Here is a 24,003-nt window from a genome sequence, read left to right on the forward strand (position 1 = left end):
TCAGGCCGAGCCGAGCGGGTTGGCCGTCGCGCCGGCTTCCTGCTGTGCAAGGAAGATGCCGCTGAAATCGATCGGCTCAAGCAGCAGCGGCGGGAAGCCGCCGTCGCGAATCGCATCCGCGAGAACGCGGCGTGCGAACGGGAACATGAGCCGCGGTGCCTCTGCCAGCAGGAACGGCTGGAGATGCTCGGCAGGAAAATTGCGCAGGCCGAACAGCCCGGCGTAGGAAAGATCGACGAGGAATGCGACCTGTCCGTCGGAATCCGCCTTCACTTCGATCCGCAGTACGATCTCGTACACGTCCTCGCCGACCTGTGCCGACGCGATGTTGAACTGCACGTCGATCGCGGGCGGCGTCTGGTTCTGGAAGATCGCCGGGGCGTTCGGGTTCTCGAAGGAGAAGTCCTTGATATATTGCGAAATCATCCCTGCGGCGGGGGCTGTGTCCGCCCCGTTGGCGAGAGGCTCGCCGGCAATCCCGGTCGAAGTGATGAAGCCGTCATCCTGCTCGCTCATGCAACGCGTCCTTAATGTCCGTACTATAGATATCGCCATGGGTGGCGCAGTCGAAGCCGCGCGCGTAGCAGGGGGGCGAGCCGAGTTCAACGGGCGCCGGTTGTCGCGCACGTGGCGCATCATTTGAAACCTTCGTGCGTTGCGCCTATGTATCCCTGTCTGCCAACCCGCCGGAGGCCGCGTGTTCCTATTAGTTATTCTCGCGATGATCGCCGGTTTCATGGCGCTCCAACTGTATCGTGTCCTGGGCAAGCGCACCGGACATGAGCAACCTTTGCCCAAGCCGGCCGAGGATCGGACGCCTTTGACCCTGGTCCCGCGTACCGTCGAGACGATCGCCGAGTCGCGCGAACCCGCGAGCCGCCTGGTTGAACCCAGGGCCGAAGCGGGAGTGCGTACGATCATCGCTGCCGATTCGAATTTCGACGTCGCCCAGTTTCTCCAGGGCGCGCAGGCCGCGTACCGGATGATCCTGGAGGCCTATTGGCAGGGGGACGAAGAGCAGCTCGACTGGCTCACCCAGGCCGAGGTTCGTGACGCGTTCGTAGCCGCAATCGCAGAGCGTAAGGAAGCGGGCCACACCCTCGAGAACCGGGTCGTCTCGATCGAGAAGGCCGTGATTTCCGACGCGGCGCTCGACGGCAAGGTCGCGCGCATCACCGTTCGCTTTGATGCGGACATCGTGGCGATCACGCGCGACGCCGAGTCGGTCGTGATTGCCGGGTCGATGACCGATGCGGTTGATACGCACGATGTGTGGACGTTTACCCGGACGCTCAAGAGCAACGATCCGAACTGGAAGCTTGCCGACACCGACGAGGCGTGACGGTCGTGCTTGAGGGGGGAAGGGCAAAATTGCTGTCGCCGCGCGTGCTGGTCGTGTGCGCGGCGCTGCTGTTATCTGCGTGCGGCGGCCAGGTCGAACGTCCGACGGCGGTATCGCGCCCCGCACCGGTTGCGCGTCCGGTACCCGCAACCCCGATTCCGGCGGTCCCGTCTCTTGCGGTTCAAACCGGCAGCAATGCCGCCGAGACAGGATTTGTCCTCGGGCCGCCCCTTGCCAGCCTGCCGCTGCGCGAGGAAGATGCCGCTCGCGCGGTTGCGGCGTTTCGTACCTCTTGCGCATCGCTCCAGCGCCGCACCGATACATCGGGTCTCACCCGCGGTGCCGACTGGCAGGCGGCGTGCAGTGCTGCTCCCGCGGTAGCACCGGGCGCAGCGCGCGCCTTCTTCGCGCAATATTTCGAGGCGGTACAGATCGCCGACGGCAAGGCGTTCGCGACCGGCTATTACGAACCCGAGATCGCCGCGTCCCGCCAGCCGATGGCGGGATATGCGGTGCCAATCTACGGCCGTCCGGGTGATCTCATCGATGTCGATCTCAGCCTGTTCAGCGAGTCGCTCAAGGGTCGAAAGATCCGCGGGCGCGTCTCCGGCTCCAACTTCGTTCCCTACGACGATCGCACCGCGATCGAGCAGGGCACGCTCAACGGTCGCGCGGCGATCATCGCTTATGCGGCCGATCCCGTGGCGCTGTTCTTCTTGCAAGTGCAGGGGTCGGGCCGGTTGCGAATGCCGGACGGATCGATCGTACGGATCGGATACACCTCACAGAACGGTCGCGATTACACCGGAATCGGCGCGTTGATGAAGCGGCGCGGGCTACTCGGGCCGGGCCAGACGTCGATGCAGGGGATCGTTGCGTGGCTCCATGCACATCCCGACGAAGCCACCGCGATCATGCGCGAGAACAAGAGCTATGTGTTCTTCCGCGAACAGGCGAGCGCACCGCAAGGGGCGCTTGGCGTCGCCGTGACGGGCGGCGTCAGTGCGGCGGCGGACCCGAAGTTCGTGCCCTTGGGGGCACCCGTCCTGCTGTCGATGGACCGTGCCGACGCAAGCCGCCTGTGGATCGCGCAGGATACCGGCGGCGCGATCAAGGGGCCGAACCGGATCGATACCTTCTGGGGTGCCCGCCCGGACGCGGAGGCGACCGCAGGCGGCATGTCTGCGCGCGGTACGGCGTTCCTGCTGTTGCCCACGGGGACGGTCGCACGCCTGACGCAGGAGAGGGCCAATGGGACACCGATCCCTCAGCCCTGACGAAGCCGCACTGTGGGTCCGGGTCATGGCGGGCGTGCGGCCGATCGCCCGCCGCCCGGCCGAGCCCGCGCCTGCGCTGGCGCAGGGCAGCGCCAAACCCAAGGCTCCGCCGCCGCCCGCCGCGATGCCGAAAGCCTCGCGGACGGCCTTGCCCGTTGCAAAGCCGTCATCGCCAACCAAGCCGCTCGCGGTGGCGCGGGCTGCGCGCGTTCAGCCGCCGATCGTCGCGAACACGTTGGATGGATCGTGGGACCGGCGATTGTCGCGGGGTCTGGTATCGCCGGATCGCACGGTCGATCTGCACGGCCACACGCTCGCCAGCGCCTATGATATGCTCGATGCGGCGCTCGCAGCGGCGATCCGCGCGGGGGATCGCACGATCCTGCTGGTGACGGGCAAGCCGCCCCGTCCTGCCAGCGAGCGTCCGCATGCGCGGGGCGCGATCCGGGCAGCGACGGGGGACTGGCTGGCGGGATCGCGCCATTCGTCGGCGATTGCCGCGGTCCGCGCAGCGCATCCACGGCATGGCGGCGCGGGCGCGCTGTACATCGTGCTCAAGCGACCGCGAACACTCTGACGACATCATATGCGTGTACAGAATGCGCCGCTTGGCGCAGACGATCTGCCATGCGACACAGCAATGGACGACAACACGTCGACCGAATGACGAAAAGGATCGGTGGAATGGCGTCATGCGGGTAATATTGGTCACCGGCTCTGCGGGTTTCATCGGATATCATCTTTGCAAGATCCTGCTGGCGGACGATTTCAAGGTCGTCGGGGTCGATTCGATGTCCGATTACTATGACGTCGGCCTGAAGCACGCGCGCCACGCGGATCTGATGCGCAGCAACGCCTTTTCCGCGGAAGAATTCGACATTCTCGATGCGGATCGGTTGATGGCCTATGCCGAGCGTGCGCAGCCGGACGTGATCGTCCACCTCGCGGCGCAGGCAGGGGTCCGGTACAGCCTCGAGAACCCGCGTGCCTATGTCGACACGAATGTAACCGGCACGTTCAACGTCATGGAAGTTGCGCGCACGCTGAAGGTGTCGCACCTGCTGATGGCGTCGACCTCGTCGGTGTACGGCGCGAACGAAGCGATGCCCTTCGCCGAAACCGACAAGAGCGACCTGCCGCTGACGATCTATGCCGCCACCAAGAAGGCGAACGAGGCGATGGCGCACAGCTATGCGCACGTCTGGGACATTCCGACGACGATGTTCCGCTTCTTCACGGTTTACGGTCCGTGGGGACGTCCGGACATGGCGCTGTTCAAATTCACCAAGGGGATCATCGAGGGCACGCCGATCGACGTCTACAACCACGGCGATATGTGGCGCGATTTCACCTATGTCGAAGACCTCGCGCGGGGCATCCGGTTGCTGATCGACGTGGCGCCCGACCGCCCAGCCAGCCCGCAGGACATTGCCCCGGGGGACAGCCTGTCGCCGGTCGCGCCCTACCGGATCGTCAACATCGGCAATTCGGACAAGGTTCGGCTGGAGGACTTCATCGACGCGATCGAGGCGGAAGTCGGCAAGCCGGCCGTGCGCAATTATCTCCCGATGCAACCCGGCGACGTCCCGGCGACGTGGGCGAATGCGGAGCTTCTCCGGCAATTGACCGGTTACGTCCCGCAAACGGACGTCCGTGCCGGAATCAAACACTTTGTGGCATGGTATCGCGGCTATTACGGCACGGCTCGTCAATAACGCCTAGGAACGGACGCCTAACTTGGATAGGCGACAGAAAGGCACGCCTATGGTTCGAATGACGCGTTCCAGGGCACGAAATAAGAGATAGAGCATGACGGTTGAACGATGCGGGATCATCCTGGCAGGCGGGTCGGGAACACGGTTGCACCCTTTGACCCAGGCGGCGTCAAAGCAGTTGATGCCCGTCTACGACAAGCCGATGATCTATTACCCGCTGTCGACGCTGATGCTCGCCGGGATCCGACGCGTCTTGATCATCACGACGCCGCACGAGCAAAGCGCTTTCCAGCGTTTGCTTGGCGACGGTAGCCGTCTCGGTATCTCGATCACCTACGCAGTGCAGCCCGAGCCAAACGGCTTGGCGCAGGCCTATCTGATCGGCGCCGAGTTCGTTGACGGCAAGCCTTCCGCGCTCGTGCTCGGCGACAACATCTTCTACGGCCACGGTCTGGCGGACCTGGTCGATGCCGCCCATGCGCGTCAGACCGGTGCGACGGTGTTCGCATATTATGTCCGCGATCCGTCTGCCTATGGCGTAGTCGCGTTCGATCCCAAGACCCGCGCGGCGATCGACCTGGAGGAAAAGCCGAAGAACCCCAAGTCGAACTATGCGGTCACCGGCCTGTATTTCTACGATGAGCGCGCCGTCGATTTTGCGCACCAGCTCAAGCCGTCGCCCCGCGGCGAGCTCGAGATCACCGATCTCAACCGCATGTATCTCGATGCGGGCGATCTCAATGTCGAGATCATGGGGCGCGGCTATGCCTGGCTTGATACCGGCACGCACAATTCGCTGATCGACGCAGGCAATTATGTCCGCATCATCGAGGAGCGTCAGGGCCTCAAGATCTGCTGCCCCGAGGAAATCGCGTGGCGCAAGGGCTTCATCGACCGGCCGCAACTCGAGCGTCTGGGCGGCGAACTGCGCAAGAGTGGTTACGGCGACTACCTGCTCGGCCTGCTCGATGAGGACCATGTCCAATGGTGAACGTCATCGAAACGCCGATCAAGGACGTCCTGATCATCGAACCCAAGGTGTTCGGCGACGATCGCGGCTTCTTCCTCGAAAGCTGGAACGACGCGACCTTCAAGGAACTGGGGCTGGACTGGACCTTTGTTCAGGACAACCACAGCCGCTCGGCCAAGGGCGTCCTGCGCGGCCTGCATTATCAGAACCCCAATCCGCAGGGTAAACTCGTGCGCGTGGTCGCGGGGTCGGTGTTCGATGTCGCGGTCGACATCCGCAAGGGGTCTCCCACATTCGGTCAGTGGACCGGGGTGCATCTGAGCGCCGCCAACAAGCGGATGTTCTGGGTGGGACCGGGTCTGGCCCATGGCTTCCTCAGCCTCGAGGACAACACCGACTTCCTGTACAAGTGCACCAGCATCTACTCGCCCAAGGATGAGCAGGCATTGATGTGGAACGACCCGCAGGTCGGCATCGAATGGCCGCTCGACGGGATCGAACCCACGTTGTCCGCCAAGGACCAGGTCGCACAGACCCTCGACCAGATCGCCGCATCATGAAGGCGTTGATCGTAGGGGCTGGTGGACAGCTCGGCCACGGCCTGATCGCGACGGCCCCCGCGGGGGTGGAGATCGTCTCGTGCGACCAGGACGCGCTCGACATCACCGACGTCGCGCGGGTCCAGGCGTATGTGGAGCAGGTCGCGCCCGACGTGATTTTCAACGCCGCCGCGTACACCGCAGTCGACAAGGCCGAAGGCGATGCCGAACGGGCGCAGGCGGTGAACGGCGACGCGGTCGGGTATCTTGCCGCCGCCGCGCGATCGGTCGGTGCCAAGCTGGTTCATGTCTCGACCGACTTCGTTTTCGACGGCAGTGCCACCAGTCCCTATGCGCCCGATGCCGCAACCGGGCCGCTCGGCGTCTATGGCAGCACCAAGCTGGCGGGTGAGCAGGCGGCCGGTCCGGACATGCTCGTGGTGCGCACGGCGTGGCTGTACGGCCCGGCCGGTGCCAATTTCGTCCGCACGATGCTGCGGCTGATGCAGGCGCACCCGCAAGTGCGTGTCGTCGGCGATCAGGTCGGTTGCCCCACCTATGCCCCAGCGCTGGCCGCGGCATTGTGGCAGCTGGCCGAGCGCGGCGCGACCGGTGTGTTTCACTTCAGCGATGGCGGGCAGGCGAGCTGGTACGATTTCGCGGTCGCGATTCAGGAAGAGGCGCTGAGCGCCGGATTGCTCGAAAAGCCCGTCCCGATCGTGCCGATCACCACCGCAGACTATCCGACGCCCGCCCGGCGTCCGTCCTATTCGGTGCTCGACTGCTCGGCGACCTATGCCGCGCTCGACCGTGCGCCGACGCCGTGGCGCGACAATCTCCACATCATGATCGAAGAGATCCAGAAAAATGGCTAATCTGCTCGTTACCGGCGGCGCCGGCTTCATCGGCGCGAACTTCGTGCATTACTGGCGCGCCAACCACGCTGACGACGCAATCGTCGTGCTCGATGCGCTGACTTATGCGGGCAACCGCGCGAACCTCGATGGCGTCGACGCGGTCGACTTCGTTCACGGCAACATTCTCGACACCGATCTGGTCACCACGCTGTTGCGCGACCACGCGATCGACACCGTGGTGCACTTTGCGGCCGAAAGCCATGTCGATCGCTCGATCCTCGATCCCGACGCCTTCGTCACGACCAACGTGCTCGGCACCCACAGCCTGCTGCGCGCCGCACGGACGGTGTGGCTCGACAGCGGTAGCGGCGTGCCGCATCGTTTCCACAACGTCTCGACCGATGAAGTCTATGGCTCGCTCGGCCCCAACGATCCCGCGTTCAGCGAGACCACGCCCTATGCGCCTAATTCCCCCTATTCGGCGTCGAAGGCCGGGGCGGACCATCTGGTGCGCGCCTATCACCACACCTTCGGGTTGGACGTGACGACGACCAATTGCTCGAACAACTACGGGCCGTTCCAGTTTCCCGAGAAGCTGATCCCACTGTTCCTGATCAACGCGCTCAACGGGCGCAACCTGCCGATCTACGGCGACGGGATGAACGTGCGTGACTGGCTCCATACGTCGGACCATTGCCGCGGGATCGAGGCCGCGCTGCAGCGTGGCACGTCGGGCGAAGTCTATAACATCGGTGGCGGGGAAGAAGTCCCCAACCTTACCGTGATCGACGAGATCTGCCGCAGCGTCGACGCTGCGTTCGCTGCCGACCCGTCGCTGGCCGAGCGCTATCCCAATTCGCCCGCCGCACGTGGCGAGGCGACCGCGACGCTCAAGACCTTCGTTGAGGATCGCAAGGGTCATGACCGGCGCTATGCGATCGACGAGCGCAAGGCGCGTGCCGAGATCAATTACACGCCGGCACGCGATTTCGCGGGCGGCCTTGCCGATACGCTTGCCTGGTATCTCGCCAACGAAGCGTGGTGGCAGCCAATGCTGGAACGCGCGAAGCTGACCAGCCGGTAAGAGACAGGGTCGTGCTCGGCACGACCCCCCGATGACCGCTTCCCCGGCATGTGCCAGGGAAGCGGTCACGCTCTCTAGTTCTTCGCCATGCCGTAGGTGTTGAGCAGATCGTAGAGCATCGGCCGCGAGATATTGAGATCACGCGCCGCCGCCGACAGATTGCCGTCATTGAGCGCAATCGCCGCCGCAATCGCCGACCGATCCGCCCGTTCGCGGGCCACGCGCAATTCGGTGCGTTCCATCGTCTGGCTGGTCTGCTCGAAATCGAGATCCTGCGCAGTGATCATCGATCCCTCCGCCATGATCGTCGCGCGTCGGATGCGATTCTCCAGTTCCCGAACGTTGCCGGTCCACGGCCAGTTGTTGATCGCGGTCAACGCGTCGGGCGCGAAACCCTTGATCCGCGCCTGTTTGCCGGTGTTCATCTTGCGCAAGAAGAACCGCGCCAGCAGCACCGCGTCCCCAGGTCGTTCGGCCAGCGAGGGAATGCGGATGACCATTTCGGCAAGCCGGAAGTACAAATCCTCGCGGAATTTCCCTTCCTGCATCAGCGTCGTCAGATCCTGATGCGTTGCGGTCACGACACGGGCATCGATCGGGATCGGCTTGCGCCCACCGACTCGCTCGATCACGCGCTCCTGCAGGAAGCGGAGCAGCTTGACCTGCATCGCGAAGGGCACGTCGCCGATTTCGTCGAGGAACAGCGTGCCGCCGTTCGCCATTTCGATCTTGCCGACGGTCGCCTTGACGGCGCCGGTGAACGCACCCTTTTCGTGACCGAACAGTTCGGATTCGAGCAGCGTTTCGGGGATCGCGGCGCAATTGATCGCGACGAAGTTCCCACGCGCGCGCGCGCTCTTGGTGTGGATCGCCTTGGCCAACAGCTCCTTGCCGGTGCCGGACGCGCCGAGCAGCATCACAGACGCATCGACATCCGCGACTTTCTCGATCGTACGGAGCACCGTCAACATCTGCGGCGCGCCGGTGATGATTCCCTCGGCGCTCGCGAGTTGATCGGCCTGTTCGGCGAGACGGCGGTTCTCTGCCTCGATCTGCGCCAAGTGAAAGGCACGCCCGACGATCAGGCTGAGGTCGGTGATGTTGATTGGCTTGGAGTAGAAATCATACGCCCCCAGCGCGATCGCCTTCTGCGCGCTTTCACGCGCTTCGTGCCCCGACGCAACGATCACCTTGACCGTGGGGTTATGCGCGATCAGTTCGCGAAGCGTCGCGAACCCTTCCGACGTGCCGTCCGGGTCTGGCGGGAGGCCGAGGTCCAGCGTGATGACCGCGGGATTCTCGGTGCGTTGCGCGGTCAGTGCGGCCGCGCGATCGCCGGCGGTCACCACCTCGTAATCGGTGAATGCCCACTCCAGCTGCGCCTGAAGATCGAGATCGTCCTCGACGATCAGCAGTTTTGGTTTTTCGATGTTGTCGACCATGTCCGCCATTACCTAATCACGCACATCGCTGAGCGGAAGTTCGATCGTGAAGATGCTGCCATGCCCCTCGGTGCTGGTCACGCGCAGGGTCCCCCCCATGCCCGCAACCAGCGCTTTCGCTTCCGCAGCGCCGATGCCGAAGCCACCGCCCTTTGTAGAGACAAAAGGCTTAAACAAGCCCTTCCGAATGAAGTCCGCCGACATGCCCACGCCGTTGTCGGCGACGGTAATCACGCAGTGGGGGCCGACCGACGTAGCGGAGACGACGACCGGCTGATCCACTGGGCTTGCCTCGATCGCGTTCTGCACCAGATGATCGAGTGCGAGCTTCAGCTTCTCCAGATCACCCCGCGCGCGCGCGCCCGAGCGTGGCCCGATCGACAGCGAGCGCTGATCGACGCGCCCCGTTACGACCGTGTTGATTAGGCGGTCGACGTCGATGCTTTCAGGCGTTGCCGATTGGAGCACGCGATCCGGCGACAGGCGCGACAGCAGCACGTTCATCTTTTGCACCGCGCTGGTGAGGCTTCGGCTCATCTCTGCCTGGAACTTCGGGTTGGAGCCATGCTGTTGCGCGTTGCTGGCGAGTAGCGACAACTGGCTGACGACGTTCTTGATATCGTGGATGATATAGGCGAATCGGCGATTGAATTCCTCGAAGCGACGCGCTTCCTCGAGTTCCAGTTGCTTGTGGGCGTCGGACAGATGTACCGCCGCCTGCTGGCCGATTACCTTCAGCAGGTCGAAGTCTTCCCAATCGAGCGCGCGTTGTAGCCGCGGTTTTGCGAGGATGACGACCCCGATCATCGTCGACAGCCAGATCAGCGGAACCGCGACCCACGCGTCGCCGATTGTCTCGACGATCTCGGGTGGTTCCTGCGGGTGGCTGTCGTGCTGCGCGTGTTGCGCGAACGTCGCGATCAATCCCTGCTGTAGTTGCTCGCGTTGCGCTTCCGGGAAAAGGATAGGGCCGGTGGGCGGCGTTGCGCGATGGCCCCAGCACCATGCGGCGGCAACGTCAAACGTCTGCTGATCGGTCGTCATCAACAGCAGGCCGGCAGGCGACTCGGTCACGTCGGCGACCGCCTTCACCACGCGTTCCTCAAGCGAGAGCGCCGATCCGCCCGAATCGGAGATTGTCGCGCTGAACCGCAACCATTCGGCGCGGTAATCATAGCGGTGGCGGAACAGGTTCTTGATGATGACGACCTTGAGCCACGCACGCGCACGGGTCGAAAACAGCAGGAACGCCCCGATCGCGGACAGCCCCAGCACCGCACCGATCGCGAGGGTGGGGCCTGCCGATCCGGCGAACACCGTTTCGGATCGCGCCACGATCGACATGCTGACGAAGTACAGGCCGATCGCGACCAGCGACAGCGACTGGAACGTCGCCTTGCGCGACAAAGCGATCTTCCAATGCTCGCGACGGCGCGCGGCGACGAGGAAGAGCGGAGCCAGCAGGAGCGCAAGCACCGGGCGTCCGATGCTCAGCGGTTCGGCGACCTGATATCCAAGCAGCCCGACGGTGTAGAGATTCAGGTCGTAGGCGGACAACATCCCGAGCGCGAACAGGATCAGGCGGAAGCCTGTCCCGCTGCTGCTGGTCAGTCCGTTGTACAGGTTGTGGAGATAGATGATCCCGCCGATCGCAAAGATCAGGCGACACCCGATGGTGACCACCGCCCAGGTCGTCGCGGCTGGCGTGTCAGGAATCTGGAGGATCCCCATGACCGCGGAAGCCGCGGCCAGCACGGCCATGACGCCCAGGATCGTCGCACTATGCGAGCGACGTTCTGACGAGTCCGCGGAGGGCTGCGTCGCATTTGCCAGATAGACCAACCACGCAATGTTCCGGAGCAATTGCGCTGCGATGATGAGCAGCAGGTTCTGCGTGAGGCCGGAATATGCCCAGGCTGCCATGCCGACGAACGCGATGACGAGGGTCGGGGCACGATCTCGTCCCGTTCCGAGGGAAATGCGCCATGCCGCCAACAGCGCGTAAGCGGTGCCGGTCGATATCAGGATCCAGAACAATAACACCCCCGCTGTCTACACCGTTGTCACCGCTTTGACGTAGGGAATTGTGGCGGCCCGCTGCCCAAAAACGAAACGCCCTCGCTTCGGTCGAAGCGAGGGCGTGCCATACGTAATGCGATCAATCGGTGATCATATGCTCAGAGGGCTAGCTGGACCATTCGGGCGCGTTTGCGGATGGCAATTCCAAGCATGGTGAAACCGGTGATCATCATCACCCAGCTTACCGGCTCCGGAACGATGCCCACGACCATTGGCGCAGGGTCGGAGGAAAATTGTCCCCCGGCGGTCGCCCGGAACGACGATACCGAATTGTTGCCCGAGGCCGATGTTGATGCAATCTGCAGCAGTGTCGACATGGCGCTGAAGGTCGTCGACAGGTCGGCGTTGCTGACCTCGTCGAAATCCAGGAAATCGGACGTGAATTCTACGACAGAGCCCCCTTCGGTCGACCCGCTCAACGTGGACGTGCTTCCGTTCTTGCTGCCAATCATGCCCGTGCTGAAGGTAACCGTCAGCAGATTTGCACCGGCGGCGAACGTCGTAGGCGCAAAGTAGGGGCTGTCGAGGGTTATTGGCGTAGTGGACTTGAACGTCATGGTGCCGGTGACGATCGGCTGGATCACATATCCCACGGCGACTGAGGCCGTGTCACCCTTGGCTACCGCGGCGGTCAGCGTGTAGTCGGCAACGACGTTGTTGATGAACTTGCTCAGGCCTGTCTGCAGAAAGCTGAAATACACTTTCGTCGCGCCCGCGGAGTCCGCGGTGGCGGTCGACGTTGTATAGATCTGGGCATCGTCGACGCGGCTGGGACTGGTTCCAGAATTCACGAAGCGAATGTTCTTGATTGGAGAAATCGAGGTGAACGTCGCAAATGTTAGGACATCGGCGGTGGCTGGCGAAGCACTCAGCAACAGTGCGGCAGCACCCAGAGCCGGTACCAGGTTCACAAATGTAACAAGTCGCATGGTGGCGATATCCTTGCACGAGAACAACCAAAGCCTACTCGTACTCACCAGCTCGAGAAGCAGCCGGATGCACTCTATTACTTATGCAGGATGTGTGCCAACCAAAGCAAATATGGGAATACAGAAGGATAGAGATATGCCCTAATCGCCGATGTAAGATAAATTTACAGATTCCAGTAATTGAAACAAATACCGGAGTTGATGCCGAAGGAGTCGTAGTAGACATTGTTGATCAAAGAAGCGCGTTGTAGGCAGGTGTCCTAGCTAGTGGGATGGCGAAAAGCCGGCGCACCGCAGCTTGAACTGCGACACGCCGACCTTTTCAAATAATCTTTCCGTGCAATTGAAAGCGCGGGTTTAGATCTTTTGGGTCGCGCTAAACGTGCCGTTCTTCCGTCCCTGCCGAAGCGCTGCGCCGAGCATCATGAACCCGGTTAGCATCAGCGCCCAGCTTGCTGGTTCCGGGACGGTGCTGACCAATATCGGGGCCGGATCAGAGGAGAATGAGCCGCCGATCGAGGCAAAGAAGCTGTCGAAACTACCGTTTTTAGCCAATAACAGTTCAGGCGTAATCGCGTTCATCGTGGTTGCGTAGTCACGCTTGGTGACCTGGCTGAAATCCAGAAAGTCGGATGTGAAAAAGACGGTGTCGCCAGCGCCGGTCGACCCGTTGAAGTTCGCCGTGCTGCCGCCATTGCTGCCGAAGATCGCCCCGTTAAAACGGACTGTCAGCAGGTTTGCGCCGGCTTCAAAGGTTTTGGTTTCGTACAAAGGACTTGTCAGCTGGATCGCGGTGGTGGTCTTGAACGACATTGTTCCCGTGAAAACAGGCTGGACCAAAAGCGACCCCACCGTAGACACCGCTGGTTCTGTGATGCTTCCCTCCAACATGAAGTCTGCAATGATGTTGCTTACAGAGGTACTCAACCCGTTTTGCAAGAATCCGAAATGGACCTTGACGGCCCCGGGGGCGTTCGCCGCGCCGGAGCTTATCGAATAGATCGTGGCACCGATCGTACCTTCGCCCGCATTGACCAAAGAAACGTTCTTCACCTGATCGATAGACGTGAACGTTGCGAATGTGGCCATTTCGGCATGTGCTACGCCTGTTGTCAGCAAAAACGCCGACGCGCCAATGGCGGCTCTGACGATTCCGTATGTCGATCTTTTACGTGCCATTAAGATAATCCCTTGCGCGAGAACAGCTACCAACGCTCAACTCGAGCCTGGCAGCAACTGCGCCGGGGACATCACTTGGGCCATACGCAAGACGTATGCCAATAACGGAAGGTGAGCAAATTCAACAAGGTGCAGTTAGTAAAGTGTTAGACCTGTAATAATTAGCGACACGTACACAATATGTGCAGAGTCGGCAGTTCTTCTCCGTGAATATTACAGGAATGTCTCCAAGCTGTAGACAATAGCAGTCCACAACAAGACGTTCACGCATAGCAGGATTGCGATCCGCCCGAGCCTGGAGACCTGCGCGTCATGCCGATCCGTCAGCAAGGTTTCCGAGTCGGAGGAGAACCGGCCGTTCAATACGGTCCCGGCATCCAGCGCCGACGCCAGTTCGCGCATGTCGAGCGGTGCCAGGAATTCGCAACCGTAACTCAGACCCAACCGTCGTACGACGCGTGCCTCTCGGGGTTCGATCCCGGCAAGTTGCAGGCTGACGCGTTCGCCGCGTGCGAAATTCGTGGTGGTCGACATGCCGAAGCCATCCGCCGACAAATTCTCGATAAAAATATCGATCGGCTGCCGCTGTGCGTCCCGCAGCGTCGCGGGGCGTGCCGTGGGGATGCGCGGCGTCGCGCGTCCTGCGTTCGATAGCGTGGCGGCCATCATCATGATCTCACTCACTCTCCTAAAGGTCTGTTCGCTGGCGCATCGTTAATCGTGTGCCTTAAATCGATCGTGGCATATCCCGATCCAATCCGGAAGGGTTTTGACGCCAATATGTCATTTTTCGAAAAACCGGTTTGGCGGTGGCAGCCCCGATCTCCGCAATCGCGACCCAAATCGTTGCCGGAAACCGCTTTTTGATCCGCAGGTGGGGCCTTTCGGAAAGTGTCGTTACCCTAATCTTTACCATTGTCTGGCACATCTGCGGCATCCCGAGATTGTCAGGTCCGCATCCATGAAATTGCACGAAAGCGCCGAGCGTCGGCTGTCCGAGGCGTTTGGCCCGGAAGACAGGAGAACGGTAGATCCGGAAACGGGACCGCGCGCGCTGGCGCTGCTGTTCGCAATCCAGAACGTATCGGTCGATCCGGCGCAGATGCGGCACGAACTCGGTCATTCCGATCCGCTCGGCGCGCGCGACATCGTGCGCCTCGCGCGGCGACAGGACGGTGCCAAGGCCAAGGCCGTCACGGTCGAACCCGGACGCCTGTCACGCCAGCCGCTCCCGGCGCTCGCCAACGGCCCGTCGGGATGGTTCGTAATCGGGCGGCTGGTCGAGGACGGCGTGCTGATTCAGCGCCCCGGCAGCCAGGTCGAGAAGGTCGACCGTGCCGCGCTGGACGCGCTGTGGGACGGCGAGCTGATCCTGCTCACCACCCGCGAGGCACGCGGGGCAGGGAAGGGGCGTTTCGACCTTACTTGGTTCGTGCCGCAGATCATCCGCTACCGCCGCCTGATCGGCGAAGTGCTGCTGATCACGTTTGCGCTAAACTTGCTCGGTCTTGCGGCGCCGCTGCTGTTTCAAAACGTGATCGACAAGGTGCTGGCGCACAATGCGCAGACGACGCTCAACGTCCTCGCGATCGGCTTTGTCGCGGTATCGGTATGGGAAACGATGTTCGGCTGGATCCGCAGCCGCGTCTATGCCGAGACCAGCCAGAAGATCGACGTCGAGCTGGGCGCACGCTTGTTCCGCCATCTGCTCGCGCTGCCGCTCAGCTATTTCGAGAAGCGCCGCGTCGGCGACACCGTCACCCGTGTCCGCCAGCTCGAGACGATCCGCGAATTCCTGACAACCGCGTCGCTCAGCGTGCTGGTCGATCCGCTGTTCGTCGGGGTCTTCATGGTCGCGATGCTGCTCTATTCTCCTGCGCTGTTCGGGATCGTCGCGGTCAGCCTGGTTGGTTATGTCATCGTCTCGGTCAGCGTGACGGGCACACTGCGCCAACGGATCGAGGAGAAATTCGAACGCGGCGCCGCTAGCAACGCATTGCTCGTGGAGAGCGTCAGCGGCATTCAGACGGTCAAGGCCGCCGCGGTCGAGCCGCAATGGCAGGATCGCTGGGAGCGACAGCTCGCCGCCACCAGCGCCGCGTCGCTCCGCGTCACCAACATCGGCAGCACCGGTAGCCAGGCGGTCGAACTGATCTCCAAGCTGACCTTCGCGGCGATCCTGTTCTTCGGCGCGAAGTCGGTGATGGGCGGGACGCTGACGCTGGGTGGTCTGGTCGCGTTCAATATGTTCGCACAGCGTGTCTCGGGGCCGGTGATCCGCCTCGCGCAGCTGTGGCAGGATTTTCAGCAAGTCCGCATTTCGGTCGAGCGACTGGGCGACATCCTCAATCACCCGGTCGAGCCGCAGGCGACCTCCCGCGTCACGCTCCCGGCGATGAAAGGCGCGATCACCTTTGACGCGGTGCGCTTCCGCTATGCGGTCGACAGTCCCCCTGCGCTCGACGGCATTTCGCTCGAGATCGGGGCGGGGGAGTCGATCGGGATCGTCGGCTCGTCCGGATCGGGCAAGTCGACGCTGACCAAGCTGCTCCAGCGTCTGTATCTCGCCGAAAGCGGCCGAGTGCTGATCGACGGGATGGATATCGCGCAAGTCGATCCGACATGGCTGCGCCGCCAGATCGGTGTGGTGCTGCAGGAGAACATCCTGTTCAACCGCTCGATCCGCGAGAATATCGCGCTGGTCAATCCAGCGATGCCGCTCGACCGCGTCATGCGCGCTGCAAACCTGGCGGGCGCGCACGGCTTCATCCTGCAACAGCCGCAGGGCTATGACACGCCGATCGTCGAGCGCGGCGTCAACCTCTCGGGCGGCCAGCGCCAGCGCATCGCGATCGCGCGCGCGCTCGTCACCGATCCGCGCATCCTGATCCTCGACGAAGCGACCTCCGCGCTGGATGCCGAAAGCGAGGAGATCATCCGCAACAATCTGAGCGCGATCGCCAAGGGGCGCACCGTCGTCGTGATCGCGCATCGGCTGTCCGCGGTGCGCGACTGCAACCGGATCATCGCGCTCGAAAAGGGCAAGATCGTCGAGGTCGGCACGCATGACGAACTGCTCCGACTTGGCGGTCGCTACGCCGAACTCCACCGCCGCCAATCGGGCCTGAAGGATATCGCCGCATGAACGCGCTGACGACCAACTGGCGGATGATCACCGCCACGCTCGCCGAGGAAAAGGCCCGGAACGTCGGGCGGTTGCGCATTGACGACGCGGCGTTCCTGCCCGCGGCGCTCGAAGTGATCGAGCGTCCGGTGTCGCCGACCGCGCGCGTCACCGCCAAGGTGCTGCTTGCCGGCGTCGCCGCGCTCGGTCTGTGGCTGACGCTCGGGCGGACTGACATCATTGCGTCCGCACAGGGGCGGATCGTACCCACCGGCGCGGTGCAGCTTGTCCAGCCGGCGGAAGCGGGGGTCGTGCGGCGGATCCTGGTCCATGACGGCGATCACGTCACCAAGGGGCAGGTCCTCGTGCTGCTCGACCCGACCGTTTCAACCGCGGAAGCCGCGCAGGCGCGAAAGTCGCTCGATAGCGTGTCGTTCGAAGTCGCACGGACGCAGGCGGTGGTCGATGCCCTCGACGGCAAGGGCTTCCGCTTTGCCGCGCCCGCAGGCACCGACCCCGCGACCGCGGCACTGCAGGAATCGCTGGCTCGCGCCAAGCTCGCCGAGGTCAACGCGTCAATTCAGGCGCAGCAGGCGGGCAATGCGGTCGCCAGCGCCGAGATCGGATCGGCGCGTGCCGAAGTCGCCAAGCTGACCGAGACGCTGCCGCTGCTGGACGAACAGATTTCGGCGAACGAGCAATTGCTCGCTAAAGGGTTCGTATCGAAGATGAAGGTGCTCGAGATGCGGCGCCAGCGGATCGCACAGGTCCGCGACCGGGATTCCGCGCTCCAGTCGATCCGTCGCGCGACCGCGCAGGCGGGCGGTGCGGCGAGCAACTCGGTCAAGGCGCGCGCGGATGCCCGGTCGGCCTTGCTCGACGAACTGGTCAAGTCGACCGCGGAGATGCGGCTGCGGCAGGACGAACTCGTCAAGACGACGCAGCGTGCCACGCTTCAGGCGCTGCGTGCGCCGGTCACGGGGACGGTCGGGCAATTGTCGGTCCATACCGAAGGCGGCGTCGTCGAAGCGGCCAAGCCGATCATGACGGTCGTGCCGGGGGACGGGAAGCTCGTCGCCGAGGTCAAGCTGCTCAACCGCGATGCCGGGTTCGTCAGCGTCGGGCAAAAGGTCGGCGTCAAGCTCGATGCGTTCCCGTTCACGCGCTACGGGCTGATCCAGGGGCACGTGCTGGGGGTCAGTCCCGATGCGGTCGACGACGAGAAACTCGGGCCGGTTTATGTTTTGCGCGTCGCGCTCGACCGCACCCGTATCGCGCGCGGCGACCGCGACGTGGCGGTGACCCCGGGCATGATGGTCACCGCCGACATCGTGACGGGCGATCGCAGCTTCTTCAGTTACCTGACGAGCCCGATCGACGAAGCGCGCAAGACAGCGCTGCGCGAGCGGTAGGGGTGATCAGGCGGCTCGAGGGCGTGCGACAATGCCCTCGAGCCATTGCCGCAGTGCGGCGCCAACGTCGGTCCAGTTTTGCTGTTTGGCGCGGGCATGCGCGCGATCGGACAGGGCACGCCATTCGGAATCAGGCATCGCTGCGATGCGCAGGATTGCATCGGCCATGCCGACCCAATCCTCATTCTCCAGCAGGATTCCGCTACCATCGCCGAGAAGGTCGGCAGCGGCTCCTGCGTTGAGGCCCACCACAGGCGTCCGGCATGCCATCGCTTCGAGGATCGGCAAACCGAATCCTTCCAGGCGGCTGCCGAAGAGCCAGGCATCGCAACTCGCGTAGATGTGACGTATCGTCTGCTGCTCAGGGGCCGTCGTATACTCAACCCAAGGTGGAAGTGGCAGCGACGCAGCCGGCCGATGATGGCCGAACGCAATCACTTGCAGCTCGGGCAGGATGTTTCGCACGCGCTCTAGCGCTTTCAGGACCAGATCCGTCCCTTTCCGCGGGTCATGCGAATAGACAAAGCCGACTTTCATAACGGTGTTCTTGGGACGCGGGTCTGCATGAAACAGCGTATGATCGACCGCATTTGGGAGAAGCAGGACGTCCTTCTGGCCAAATTGCTTGGTCAGGAGCGCGTGTAAAAAGCTCGAGATGGCAACTTTTGGTCCGGGCGTTCGCAGGACCCGGTCAATGTCGTCCTTCGTTCCGCCCCAGACTTCATAGTCCTGCACGAGATGGACAGGGATCCCTTTCGCTGCAGGCAAATCCTGTACCCAGTTCATCGTATCCCACCACGTGGCAATGATCAGGTCTGCATCAGGTAGATCGTTTGCCACAAGGGGCGCGCCATGCGGTACAACGGTGGTGTGGTCAGCCAGGGTACCAAGATGGTCACTGTGCTGATGTTTCGACCATAGCGCCTGACGATGCCACCAAGCGCGCAACCTTCTCCGGAGATCAGGACGATCTCGCTTTGGCGCAATGATGCGAACGTCGTGGCCTTCAGCCAGCAACCTCTGCCCTAGCGCCGCGACGACGCGAAAGCCCCCACTGTTGTCGATCGAGACCGATAGGATGGTAATCCGCATGCAGGGCAATCCCCTCATTGCTCTGAAGTCATATTCCATCAGCTGCGCGGTTTGTTCGCGGCAAGCAATGCCCGGTACTTTGGTGCGTTCGCATTGGGTTCGGCATAGCTGCTCTTGGCACCCCAGCTCCCGTAACGGGATCCTTGTCCGCCCACACTGCTGAAGGCACAGAATAACGAGCAGCCAAGATGGACCTGGCCCCGCAAATTTTCGAGGTAGAGGTCGTACATCTCAGGCTTGGTTTGAGCGGCACCCAATGCCGGATTATACGGCAGTTCGGCCTGGCCCTTCGGTTGCAGATGCTGGCCACCTTCGTAGACGACGTACCGCAGACCCAGTTTCTGGGCGCGTTGCGCGGCGGTCAGGGCCACACCCGGCTTGGCCTGGAAGTCGATCACGCCCCGCATGTCCTTAATGACATCGTCAGCCGTCAGTGCCGCCCCACGCGCGGCCCAGCGGTCGTATTCTTCCGTGCGGGGTCCGAAATAACCGCTCTGTGCAACCGCGTCGCAGCCGCCATTCGACATGGTCGCGTCGATCGTTCGAAGCGCGACGTCCAGCCATGCGGTCTGCGTTGCGCAGATACGCACTGTCCGTTTGCGGTCTGCAGCGGGCCAGTTGTTTTGCCAAATGCCAAACACGTGACCGAAGAGCGCTCCAATGCGTTCGGGGTGGTTCGCGCCCTTGGTTTTGGCGGAATCGTCCCAAGCCTTGCCACCTTTGGCTTCGACAATATCGCCAAGTCGGCGCGATTGAAGCATCCAGCCGGCCTGGGCGAACTGCCAGTTCCAGATTTCGTTGGAAACCTCGACGTAGGCGGTCAATTTGGGGTCGAGTTTTGCATGCACGAGCTTGGCCATTTCGGCCACGTATTCGTCCGTGGCGCGATGGGGGATGCAGAACCAGGGATCGATTCCCAGGGTGTTTGCCAAAGCAATCATCACCTCGTGCGCCACCGCGCCGGAAAACTTCCGTCCAAACGCGTCCGGTGCGTGGCCATTCGTATCGTCCGGATTGCCGGTCACACCAACCATAGTGTAAAATGTTGGCGAACGACGGCTTGCCCACGCTTCTTCAATCGAATTGTTCGTCGCTCCCCAGTCCATGAAACGCAACGCGTGGAATGGTCGGCAGAACTCTAGAAATTCCGGCAGGAACGGCGTTGCCGCGAGGTCTACGTTTTCATTTGCGAGCGCAACGATCCGCATGTTTCGAACCGGATTTGCGGAATTCGATCGCTCAATCGACAATCCCTCGACCAGTTTCCCGTTTTGGGTCATCTGCAACAGTGCGCGCCCACGGCCTTGGCTAATTACTCGCGTACCCATGACGCCGGCAAACACGCCTTCGCCGTCGTGCAACAGGACGTACTTGCCGGGCTTCAGTGTATTCGGAAGAAGCGTATAGATGGATTGCGGCGGCAGCGTTCCGTTGACTTTTACGGGCACTTCGCGGGGATAGCCGTCGGCATCGAACGCGAACGCATCCTGCTGATGCGTGTCCCATTCGCCGCCGCCGCCAGCGTTATGGGTCATCCATGGCCGCGCGCCCCACATGAGATTGTAAAAGGGGAAGCCTGCTCCGTAATCAGAAACCTGTGCCAGGTTCATACCGATGGGCAATTGCGGCACCTGGGATGGCGGAACGACTGGTCCCGGCCACGTCGCGTCCTGCGGCGCTCCGCGCGCGCAGGACCCAAACATCAGTGCGCCGATACCGGCGCCCGACCATCGCAGTAGATTTCGTCTATCGATCAGCATTCGGCGGCTATATACGCGACCCGCCTCGCTGGCCATCCTTGGCGGACTTACCGCCAAGGATGGCCGCGGCGCGGACGACGCGAATGTTAGGTAACGTCCCTCGAGTTCAGCGTTGATCCATCACGGTGAGATTTTGCATGGTCATGAAGCGGTTGACGGTATTCTTTTCAAGCGCGGATACCTTGCGCCAACGGGCGACGCTTGCCAGCATGTGGGCGGTCGCCGGCTTTGGCATGCAACGTGTCATGCAATTGGCTTCGAATCTTGTTCTGACGAGGCTGCTGTTTCCGGAGGCATTCGGCCTCATGACGCTGGCAAACGTGATTCTGATTGGATTGCAGATGTTCAGCGACGTCGGGATCAAGCCCGCGATCGTTCAAAGCGAGCACGGCGCCAAGGAACACTATCTCAATACGGCATGGACCGTTCAGGTCATTCGCGGCTTCGTTCTGTGGGGCGTATGCTGCTTGATCGCCTGGCCGGCCTCGATCCTGTACCGCCAGCCTATCCTCCTTCCTCTAATGTGCATCCTGGGTTCAACCGCCGCAATCAACGGTTTCGGCTCCCTGACCTTGGCGCTGCGGGAGAAGCGTTTGCATCTGGGCGCACTTGTGTCGGTGCAGGTTGCTGGTCAGTTCATGGCGCTGGTGATCACCGCCTTATTCGCCTGGTGGCTCGGTACCGTTTGGGCGCTTGCCTATGGCGGTGTTGCAGGTGCGTTGGTTACCACCGTTCTGGGTTTCGTGGCGCTGCCGGGGCATCGCCATCGGTTTCATCTCGATCCGGTTGCAGCACGCAGTTTGCTGAGCTTCGGGCGCTGGATCTTCGTCTCGACAATGGTTACTTACCTCGGCGGCCAAGGCATTCGCGCAATCCAGGGCGGCCTCATTCCAATCGAGACGCTTGGTATCCTGGGCATTGCGACGACCTTCGCGACGATGCCTGCTGAACTGGCGAGCCAAGTGCAGAATCTTGTCGGTTTCCCAGCCCTGTCGGAAGCGCGTGTGCACGGCCAGGAACGGTTCCTGAGCACTTTCGCAAAAATTCGAACGCGCATTCTCCTGAGTTCGCTACCGATGTTCTTCGTATTGGGGTTGGCATCCGGGCCGCTGATCTGGGGGCTTTACGATAACCGGTATCACGCCGCGGCCGGCTATATGGCACTGCTGTGCGTCACCGGGCCAATCGGTATCGTCTCGGCGGGATATCAGAGCGCCTTCATGGCGCTTGGCAAGGTTCGGCTGCATGCCAATCTGATGGCGGTGTTCATGGTTACGCGCATCGTGGGAACGGTCGCCGGCTTCTACGCAGGCGGAACGATCGGGATGTTGATCGGGGGCGGTGTCGCGACCTTCGTAGGATATGCCTACGTTGCCTACATGGCGGCGAAGGATGGCCTGTTCTCCATCAAGGTCGACGCGATCTGTCTTGGACTGATCGTTGTGATGTCGATCTGTATCAAATTCCTCTACTTCTAGGAAGCGCAGGGCCCGTAGCGAGCTTTGGCAACGGATCACCTGACGTCGTGACGCCGACCGTAGTGCGCTGCGAGCTCCGCCGCGGCGGCCGCAATCCGAGCGACGCTCCGGCGATTACTAGTGTTACGATGATTGGGCGTTGCGGAATGGATGTGAAGGCCAGCATCACACCCGCAGCAATCAGCGAACCGAACGCAAAGCCCGCGAAAGTACCTGTCGGTATGTGCCGGTTGAGTCGTGCACGCTGAAGATACAGCCTCGCCGCCGGGTAATAGAGCACGATGCAAAACAACAGGACGCCGATCGCCCCCAACGCGAGTCCGAAGTAGAGGTAGCTATTGACGAAATCGATGATACCTTCGCCCTGACGCATATCCTCCATGCGGGATGTGACGCGGTCCATCGTGTCTCCGACCACAGGGCTCTTCCAGAATTCCTGCATGCCGCGGGTAAACAGCTGTTGACGGTAGTCCGCTGTATCCTGCGCATCGGTGATCGCCGCAGTTTTTGATGATGCCCGCAGAAAGTACACCGCTGCAAACGGTGTCAAGAACGCGACCGTCTTTGCCAGGCCAGCGGTTCCATGGCGATAGAATGCATAACACAGCAAGACGGCGATCGCGCCAATCATCCCCCCGCGCGACTGCGGTGCGAGAATGCCAAGCCCGATCAATGCGGGAACCGCATATCGCACGAGTCCGCTGCGGAATTCGCGATGACAAGCCAACGCGGCCGCAAAAGCGATGACCAGCGCAAACCCCGCGCCGGTAGCTTCGTCGAGTGGTCCATATGCGCGCATGGTGCCTTCACGGAATTTGACGGTGAAGCCCAACATCACGATCTGGAATTTGGTATAGAGCGATGAGTAGAGCGGCCAATGGACGCGTGCTTCATACGATAGAACGACCGCCAGCATGCTGCCGACGCCAGCCAGGGTGATGAGAAAGGTTCGCCGGTTCGCCACGGATCGAAGGCAGTGACCGATGACCATTACCGGTACGCCATAGGCCGTTACCAATGCGAGCGTTTGGCGGATCCAGTTGGTCGGGCTAGTTCCGCGGACCGCAATGACGGTCAACAAAAGCAGGAATGCCGCTAACGGGATGTTCCACCGTCCCGGTTCATCGTTGCGTTCCGGTTTTGCGGCTGCCAGGGCGGCCAGTCCACCAAGCCCCAATGTTCCCTGCATCGTCCAAGAGAAGAGATCGATGCCTGCGGCGTTCAGGTGCACGGCCAAAGCTGGCGTACACAGGCATCCGACGACCATGACCATCAGCAGGGTCTTCCTAGTCCTACCCAAAGCGATAGGGATAAGAAATATCGCAAGATGCGCGATGGCGTAATTGGGGCTGAAAAACAACGCCACGTTGAATGCCGTAACGGCAATGAACGGGAAATGTGCGGTTACTTTATTACCCTGTTTGTTCAGGCAGTAAAAGTATATCGCCCATCCCATCGCCAAGGCAATCTCGAGATACGCAAAATTCTTGACGAGTGCTAGCATGATTGGCTCGAAACTGGCTGCCTGTCAGCGGCGGCGAGGGTGGTGCGAAGGCCTTCTCCTAAGGGCATTCGGTTGACGAGGAAAGTGCGTGAGTGGCGGGGCAGCGACAAGCAAATCGGCCTGACGACGAGGCTGATATGGTTTCGCCAAAATTAACTATAGAAGCTAGCGATTCTCATACGTCACGTGCGGTAACACGATGGTCAAAGCACTGACGTTG

Annotated in this window: 20 protein-coding genes; 11 read left to right on the top strand and 9 right to left on the bottom strand. The window is 61.9% G+C overall.

All coding sequences use genetic code 11. The annotated features are described in order from the left end of the window. Positions 1–516: a protein-export chaperone SecB gene (gene secB, locus AC3WJR_RS01950; RefSeq protein ID WP_492721814.1), complete on the bottom strand. Its 516-nt coding sequence runs from the start codon at positions 514–516 to the stop codon at positions 1–3. 181 nt (positions 517–697) lie between these two features. Here secB and AC3WJR_RS01955 point away from each other — a divergent pair, with 181 nt between their 5' ends. The 8 genes from AC3WJR_RS01955 (at position 698) to rfbB (ending at position 7,784) form a co-directional block, all read left to right on the top strand. Beyond that, positions 698–1,342 carry a Tim44/TimA family putative adaptor protein gene (locus tag AC3WJR_RS01955; protein WP_492721816.1) on the top strand — a complete coding sequence of 215 codons (645 nt, stop codon included), beginning with the start codon at positions 698–700 and terminating at the stop codon, positions 1,340–1,342. A 68-nt stretch (positions 1,343–1,410) separates the two neighbouring features. Beyond that, on the top strand, positions 1,411–2,619 hold the full coding sequence (gene mltA / locus AC3WJR_RS01960; protein ID WP_492724116.1) for a murein transglycosylase A: 1,209 nt from the start codon (positions 1,411–1,413) through the stop codon (positions 2,617–2,619). Continuing rightward, positions 2,594–3,196 carry a Smr/MutS family protein gene (locus AC3WJR_RS01965; RefSeq protein WP_492721818.1) on the top strand — a complete coding sequence of 201 codons (603 nt, stop codon included), beginning with the start codon at positions 2,594–2,596 and terminating at the stop codon, positions 3,194–3,196. The genes mltA and AC3WJR_RS01965 overlap by 26 nt, the downstream gene beginning before the upstream one ends. A gap of 115 nt (positions 3,197–3,311) precedes the next feature. Next, positions 3,312–4,334 carry an SDR family NAD(P)-dependent oxidoreductase gene (locus tag AC3WJR_RS01970; RefSeq protein ID WP_492721820.1) on the top strand — a complete coding sequence of 341 codons (1,023 nt, stop codon included), beginning with the start codon at positions 3,312–3,314 and terminating at the stop codon, positions 4,332–4,334. Positions 4,335–4,428: 94 nt separating this feature from the next. Then, positions 4,429–5,325 carry a glucose-1-phosphate thymidylyltransferase RfbA gene (rfbA, locus tag AC3WJR_RS01975; protein WP_492721822.1) on the top strand — a complete coding sequence of 299 codons (897 nt, stop codon included), beginning with the start codon at positions 4,429–4,431 and terminating at the stop codon, positions 5,323–5,325. Next, the gene (gene rfbC / locus AC3WJR_RS01980) at positions 5,319–5,864 is read left to right on the top strand and encodes a dTDP-4-dehydrorhamnose 3,5-epimerase (protein WP_492721823.1); all 546 of its coding nucleotides are present in this window, start codon (positions 5,319–5,321) and stop codon (positions 5,862–5,864) included. The genes rfbA and rfbC overlap by 7 nt, the downstream gene beginning before the upstream one ends. Then, a complete protein-coding gene (rfbD, locus tag AC3WJR_RS01985; RefSeq protein WP_492721826.1) occupies positions 5,861–6,718 on the top strand; it encodes a dTDP-4-dehydrorhamnose reductase in 858 nt (285 codons plus the stop codon). Before rfbC ends, rfbD begins: the two co-directional genes overlap by 4 nt. Next, positions 6,711–7,784, top strand: coding sequence for a dTDP-glucose 4,6-dehydratase (rfbB, locus tag AC3WJR_RS01990; protein ID WP_492721828.1), 1,074 nt, complete (start codon positions 6,711–6,713; stop codon positions 7,782–7,784). The genes rfbD and rfbB overlap by 8 nt, the downstream gene beginning before the upstream one ends. Positions 7,785–7,858: 74 nt before the next feature. Here rfbB and prsR read toward each other — a convergent pair whose 3' ends face one another. The 5 genes from prsR to AC3WJR_RS02015 form a co-directional block, all read right to left on the bottom strand. Beyond that, on the bottom strand, positions 7,859–9,226 hold the full coding sequence (prsR, locus tag AC3WJR_RS01995; protein WP_354280555.1) for a PEP-CTERM-box response regulator transcription factor: 1,368 nt from the start codon (positions 9,224–9,226) through the stop codon (positions 7,859–7,861). Positions 9,227–9,238: 12 nt separating this feature from the next. Then, positions 9,239–11,269, bottom strand: coding sequence for an XrtA/PEP-CTERM system histidine kinase PrsK (gene prsK / locus AC3WJR_RS02000; protein ID WP_492721830.1), 2,031 nt, complete (start codon positions 11,267–11,269; stop codon positions 9,239–9,241). 134 nt (positions 11,270–11,403) lie between these two features. Continuing rightward, positions 11,404–12,234, bottom strand: a complete 831-nt coding sequence (locus AC3WJR_RS02005; protein ID WP_492721832.1) for a PEPxxWA-CTERM sorting domain-containing protein — start codon at positions 12,232–12,234, stop codon at positions 11,404–11,406. Between the two features lie 357 nt (positions 12,235–12,591). Further along, the gene (locus AC3WJR_RS02010; protein ID WP_492721834.1) at positions 12,592–13,413 is read right to left on the bottom strand and encodes a PEPxxWA-CTERM sorting domain-containing protein; all 822 of its coding nucleotides are present in this window, start codon (positions 13,411–13,413) and stop codon (positions 12,592–12,594) included. A 213-nt stretch (positions 13,414–13,626) separates the two neighbouring features. Then, complete coding sequence (locus AC3WJR_RS02015; protein WP_492721836.1) at positions 13,627–14,085, bottom strand: PilZ domain-containing protein; 459 nt, start codon at positions 14,083–14,085, stop codon at positions 13,627–13,629. 289 nt (positions 14,086–14,374) lie between these two features. Here AC3WJR_RS02015 and AC3WJR_RS02020 point away from each other — a divergent pair, with 289 nt between their 5' ends. Together AC3WJR_RS02020 and AC3WJR_RS02025 are read left to right on the top strand one after the other, a co-directional pair. Then, positions 14,375–16,558, top strand: a complete 2,184-nt coding sequence (locus AC3WJR_RS02020) for a type I secretion system permease/ATPase (protein WP_492721840.1) — start codon at positions 14,375–14,377, stop codon at positions 16,556–16,558. Beyond that, on the top strand, positions 16,555–17,949 hold the full coding sequence (locus tag AC3WJR_RS02025) for an HlyD family type I secretion periplasmic adaptor subunit (RefSeq protein ID WP_492721842.1): 1,395 nt from the start codon (positions 16,555–16,557) through the stop codon (positions 17,947–17,949). The genes AC3WJR_RS02020 and AC3WJR_RS02025 overlap by 4 nt, the downstream gene beginning before the upstream one ends. Before the next feature lie 6 nt (positions 17,950–17,955). On the opposite strand, the gene AC3WJR_RS02030 is transcribed toward AC3WJR_RS02025, so the two are convergent. Further along, positions 17,956–19,041 carry a glycosyltransferase family 4 protein gene (locus AC3WJR_RS02030; protein WP_354279538.1) on the bottom strand — a complete coding sequence of 362 codons (1,086 nt, stop codon included), beginning with the start codon at positions 19,039–19,041 and terminating at the stop codon, positions 17,956–17,958. A 38-nt stretch (positions 19,042–19,079) separates the two neighbouring features. Beyond that, a complete protein-coding gene (locus tag AC3WJR_RS02035) occupies positions 19,080–20,801 on the bottom strand; it encodes a hypothetical protein (RefSeq protein WP_492721845.1) in 1,722 nt (573 codons plus the stop codon). 143 nt (positions 20,802–20,944) lie between these two features. Here AC3WJR_RS02035 and AC3WJR_RS02040 point away from each other — a divergent pair, with 143 nt between their 5' ends. Beyond that, positions 20,945–22,279, top strand: coding sequence for an oligosaccharide flippase family protein (locus AC3WJR_RS02040; RefSeq protein WP_492721847.1), 1,335 nt, complete (start codon positions 20,945–20,947; stop codon positions 22,277–22,279). Here the strand turns inward: AC3WJR_RS02040 and AC3WJR_RS02045 are convergent. Then, the gene (locus AC3WJR_RS02045) at positions 22,260–23,783 is read right to left on the bottom strand and encodes an O-antigen ligase family protein (protein WP_492721849.1); all 1,524 of its coding nucleotides are present in this window, start codon (positions 23,781–23,783) and stop codon (positions 22,260–22,262) included. The genes AC3WJR_RS02040 and AC3WJR_RS02045 overlap by 20 nt on opposite strands. Between the last annotated feature and the right edge of the window lie 220 nt (positions 23,784–24,003).

Source organism: Sphingomonas sp. FW306-05-A (assembly GCF_058782275.1).

What these genes read in the sequence shown, in the direction of transcription:
- AC3WJR_RS02035 (WP_492721845.1), bottom strand. Translation starts at nt 20,801, where the DNA reads ATGCTGATCGATAGACGAAATCTACTGCGATGGTCGGGCGCCGGTATC.
- AC3WJR_RS02020 (WP_492721840.1), top strand. Translation starts at nt 14,375, where the DNA reads ATGAAATTGCACGAAAGCGCCGAGCGTCGGCTGTCCGAGGCGTTTGGC.
- rfbD (WP_492721826.1), top strand. Translation starts at nt 5,861, where the DNA reads ATGAAGGCGTTGATCGTAGGGGCTGGTGGACAGCTCGGCCACGGCCTG.
- prsR (WP_354280555.1), bottom strand. Translation starts at nt 9,226, where the DNA reads ATGGTCGACAACATCGAAAAACCAAAACTGCTGATCGTCGAGGACGAT.
- AC3WJR_RS02045 (WP_492721849.1), bottom strand. Translation starts at nt 23,783, where the DNA reads ATGCTAGCACTCGTCAAGAATTTTGCGTATCTCGAGATTGCCTTGGCG.
- AC3WJR_RS02005 (WP_492721832.1), bottom strand. Translation starts at nt 12,234, where the DNA reads ATGCGACTTGTTACATTTGTGAACCTGGTACCGGCTCTGGGTGCTGCC.
- AC3WJR_RS02030 (WP_354279538.1), bottom strand. Translation starts at nt 19,041, where the DNA reads ATGCGGATTACCATCCTATCGGTCTCGATCGACAACAGTGGGGGCTTT.
- AC3WJR_RS02025 (WP_492721842.1), top strand. Translation starts at nt 16,555, where the DNA reads ATGAACGCGCTGACGACCAACTGGCGGATGATCACCGCCACGCTCGCC.
- rfbB (WP_492721828.1), top strand. Translation starts at nt 6,711, where the DNA reads ATGGCTAATCTGCTCGTTACCGGCGGCGCCGGCTTCATCGGCGCGAAC.
- AC3WJR_RS01965 (WP_492721818.1), top strand. Translation starts at nt 2,594, where the DNA reads ATGGGACACCGATCCCTCAGCCCTGACGAAGCCGCACTGTGGGTCCGG.
- AC3WJR_RS02010 (WP_492721834.1), bottom strand. Translation starts at nt 13,413, where the DNA reads ATGGCACGTAAAAGATCGACATACGGAATCGTCAGAGCCGCCATTGGC.
- secB (WP_492721814.1), bottom strand. Translation starts at nt 516, where the DNA reads ATGAGCGAGCAGGATGACGGCTTCATCACTTCGACCGGGATTGCCGGC.
- rfbA (WP_492721822.1), top strand. Translation starts at nt 4,429, where the DNA reads ATGACGGTTGAACGATGCGGGATCATCCTGGCAGGCGGGTCGGGAACA.
- AC3WJR_RS01970 (WP_492721820.1), top strand. Translation starts at nt 3,312, where the DNA reads ATGCGGGTAATATTGGTCACCGGCTCTGCGGGTTTCATCGGATATCAT.
- AC3WJR_RS02015 (WP_492721836.1), bottom strand. Translation starts at nt 14,085, where the DNA reads ATGATGATGGCCGCCACGCTATCGAACGCAGGACGCGCGACGCCGCGC.
- rfbC (WP_492721823.1), top strand. Translation starts at nt 5,319, where the DNA reads ATGGTGAACGTCATCGAAACGCCGATCAAGGACGTCCTGATCATCGAA.
- AC3WJR_RS02040 (WP_492721847.1), top strand. Translation starts at nt 20,945, where the DNA reads ATGAAGCGGTTGACGGTATTCTTTTCAAGCGCGGATACCTTGCGCCAA.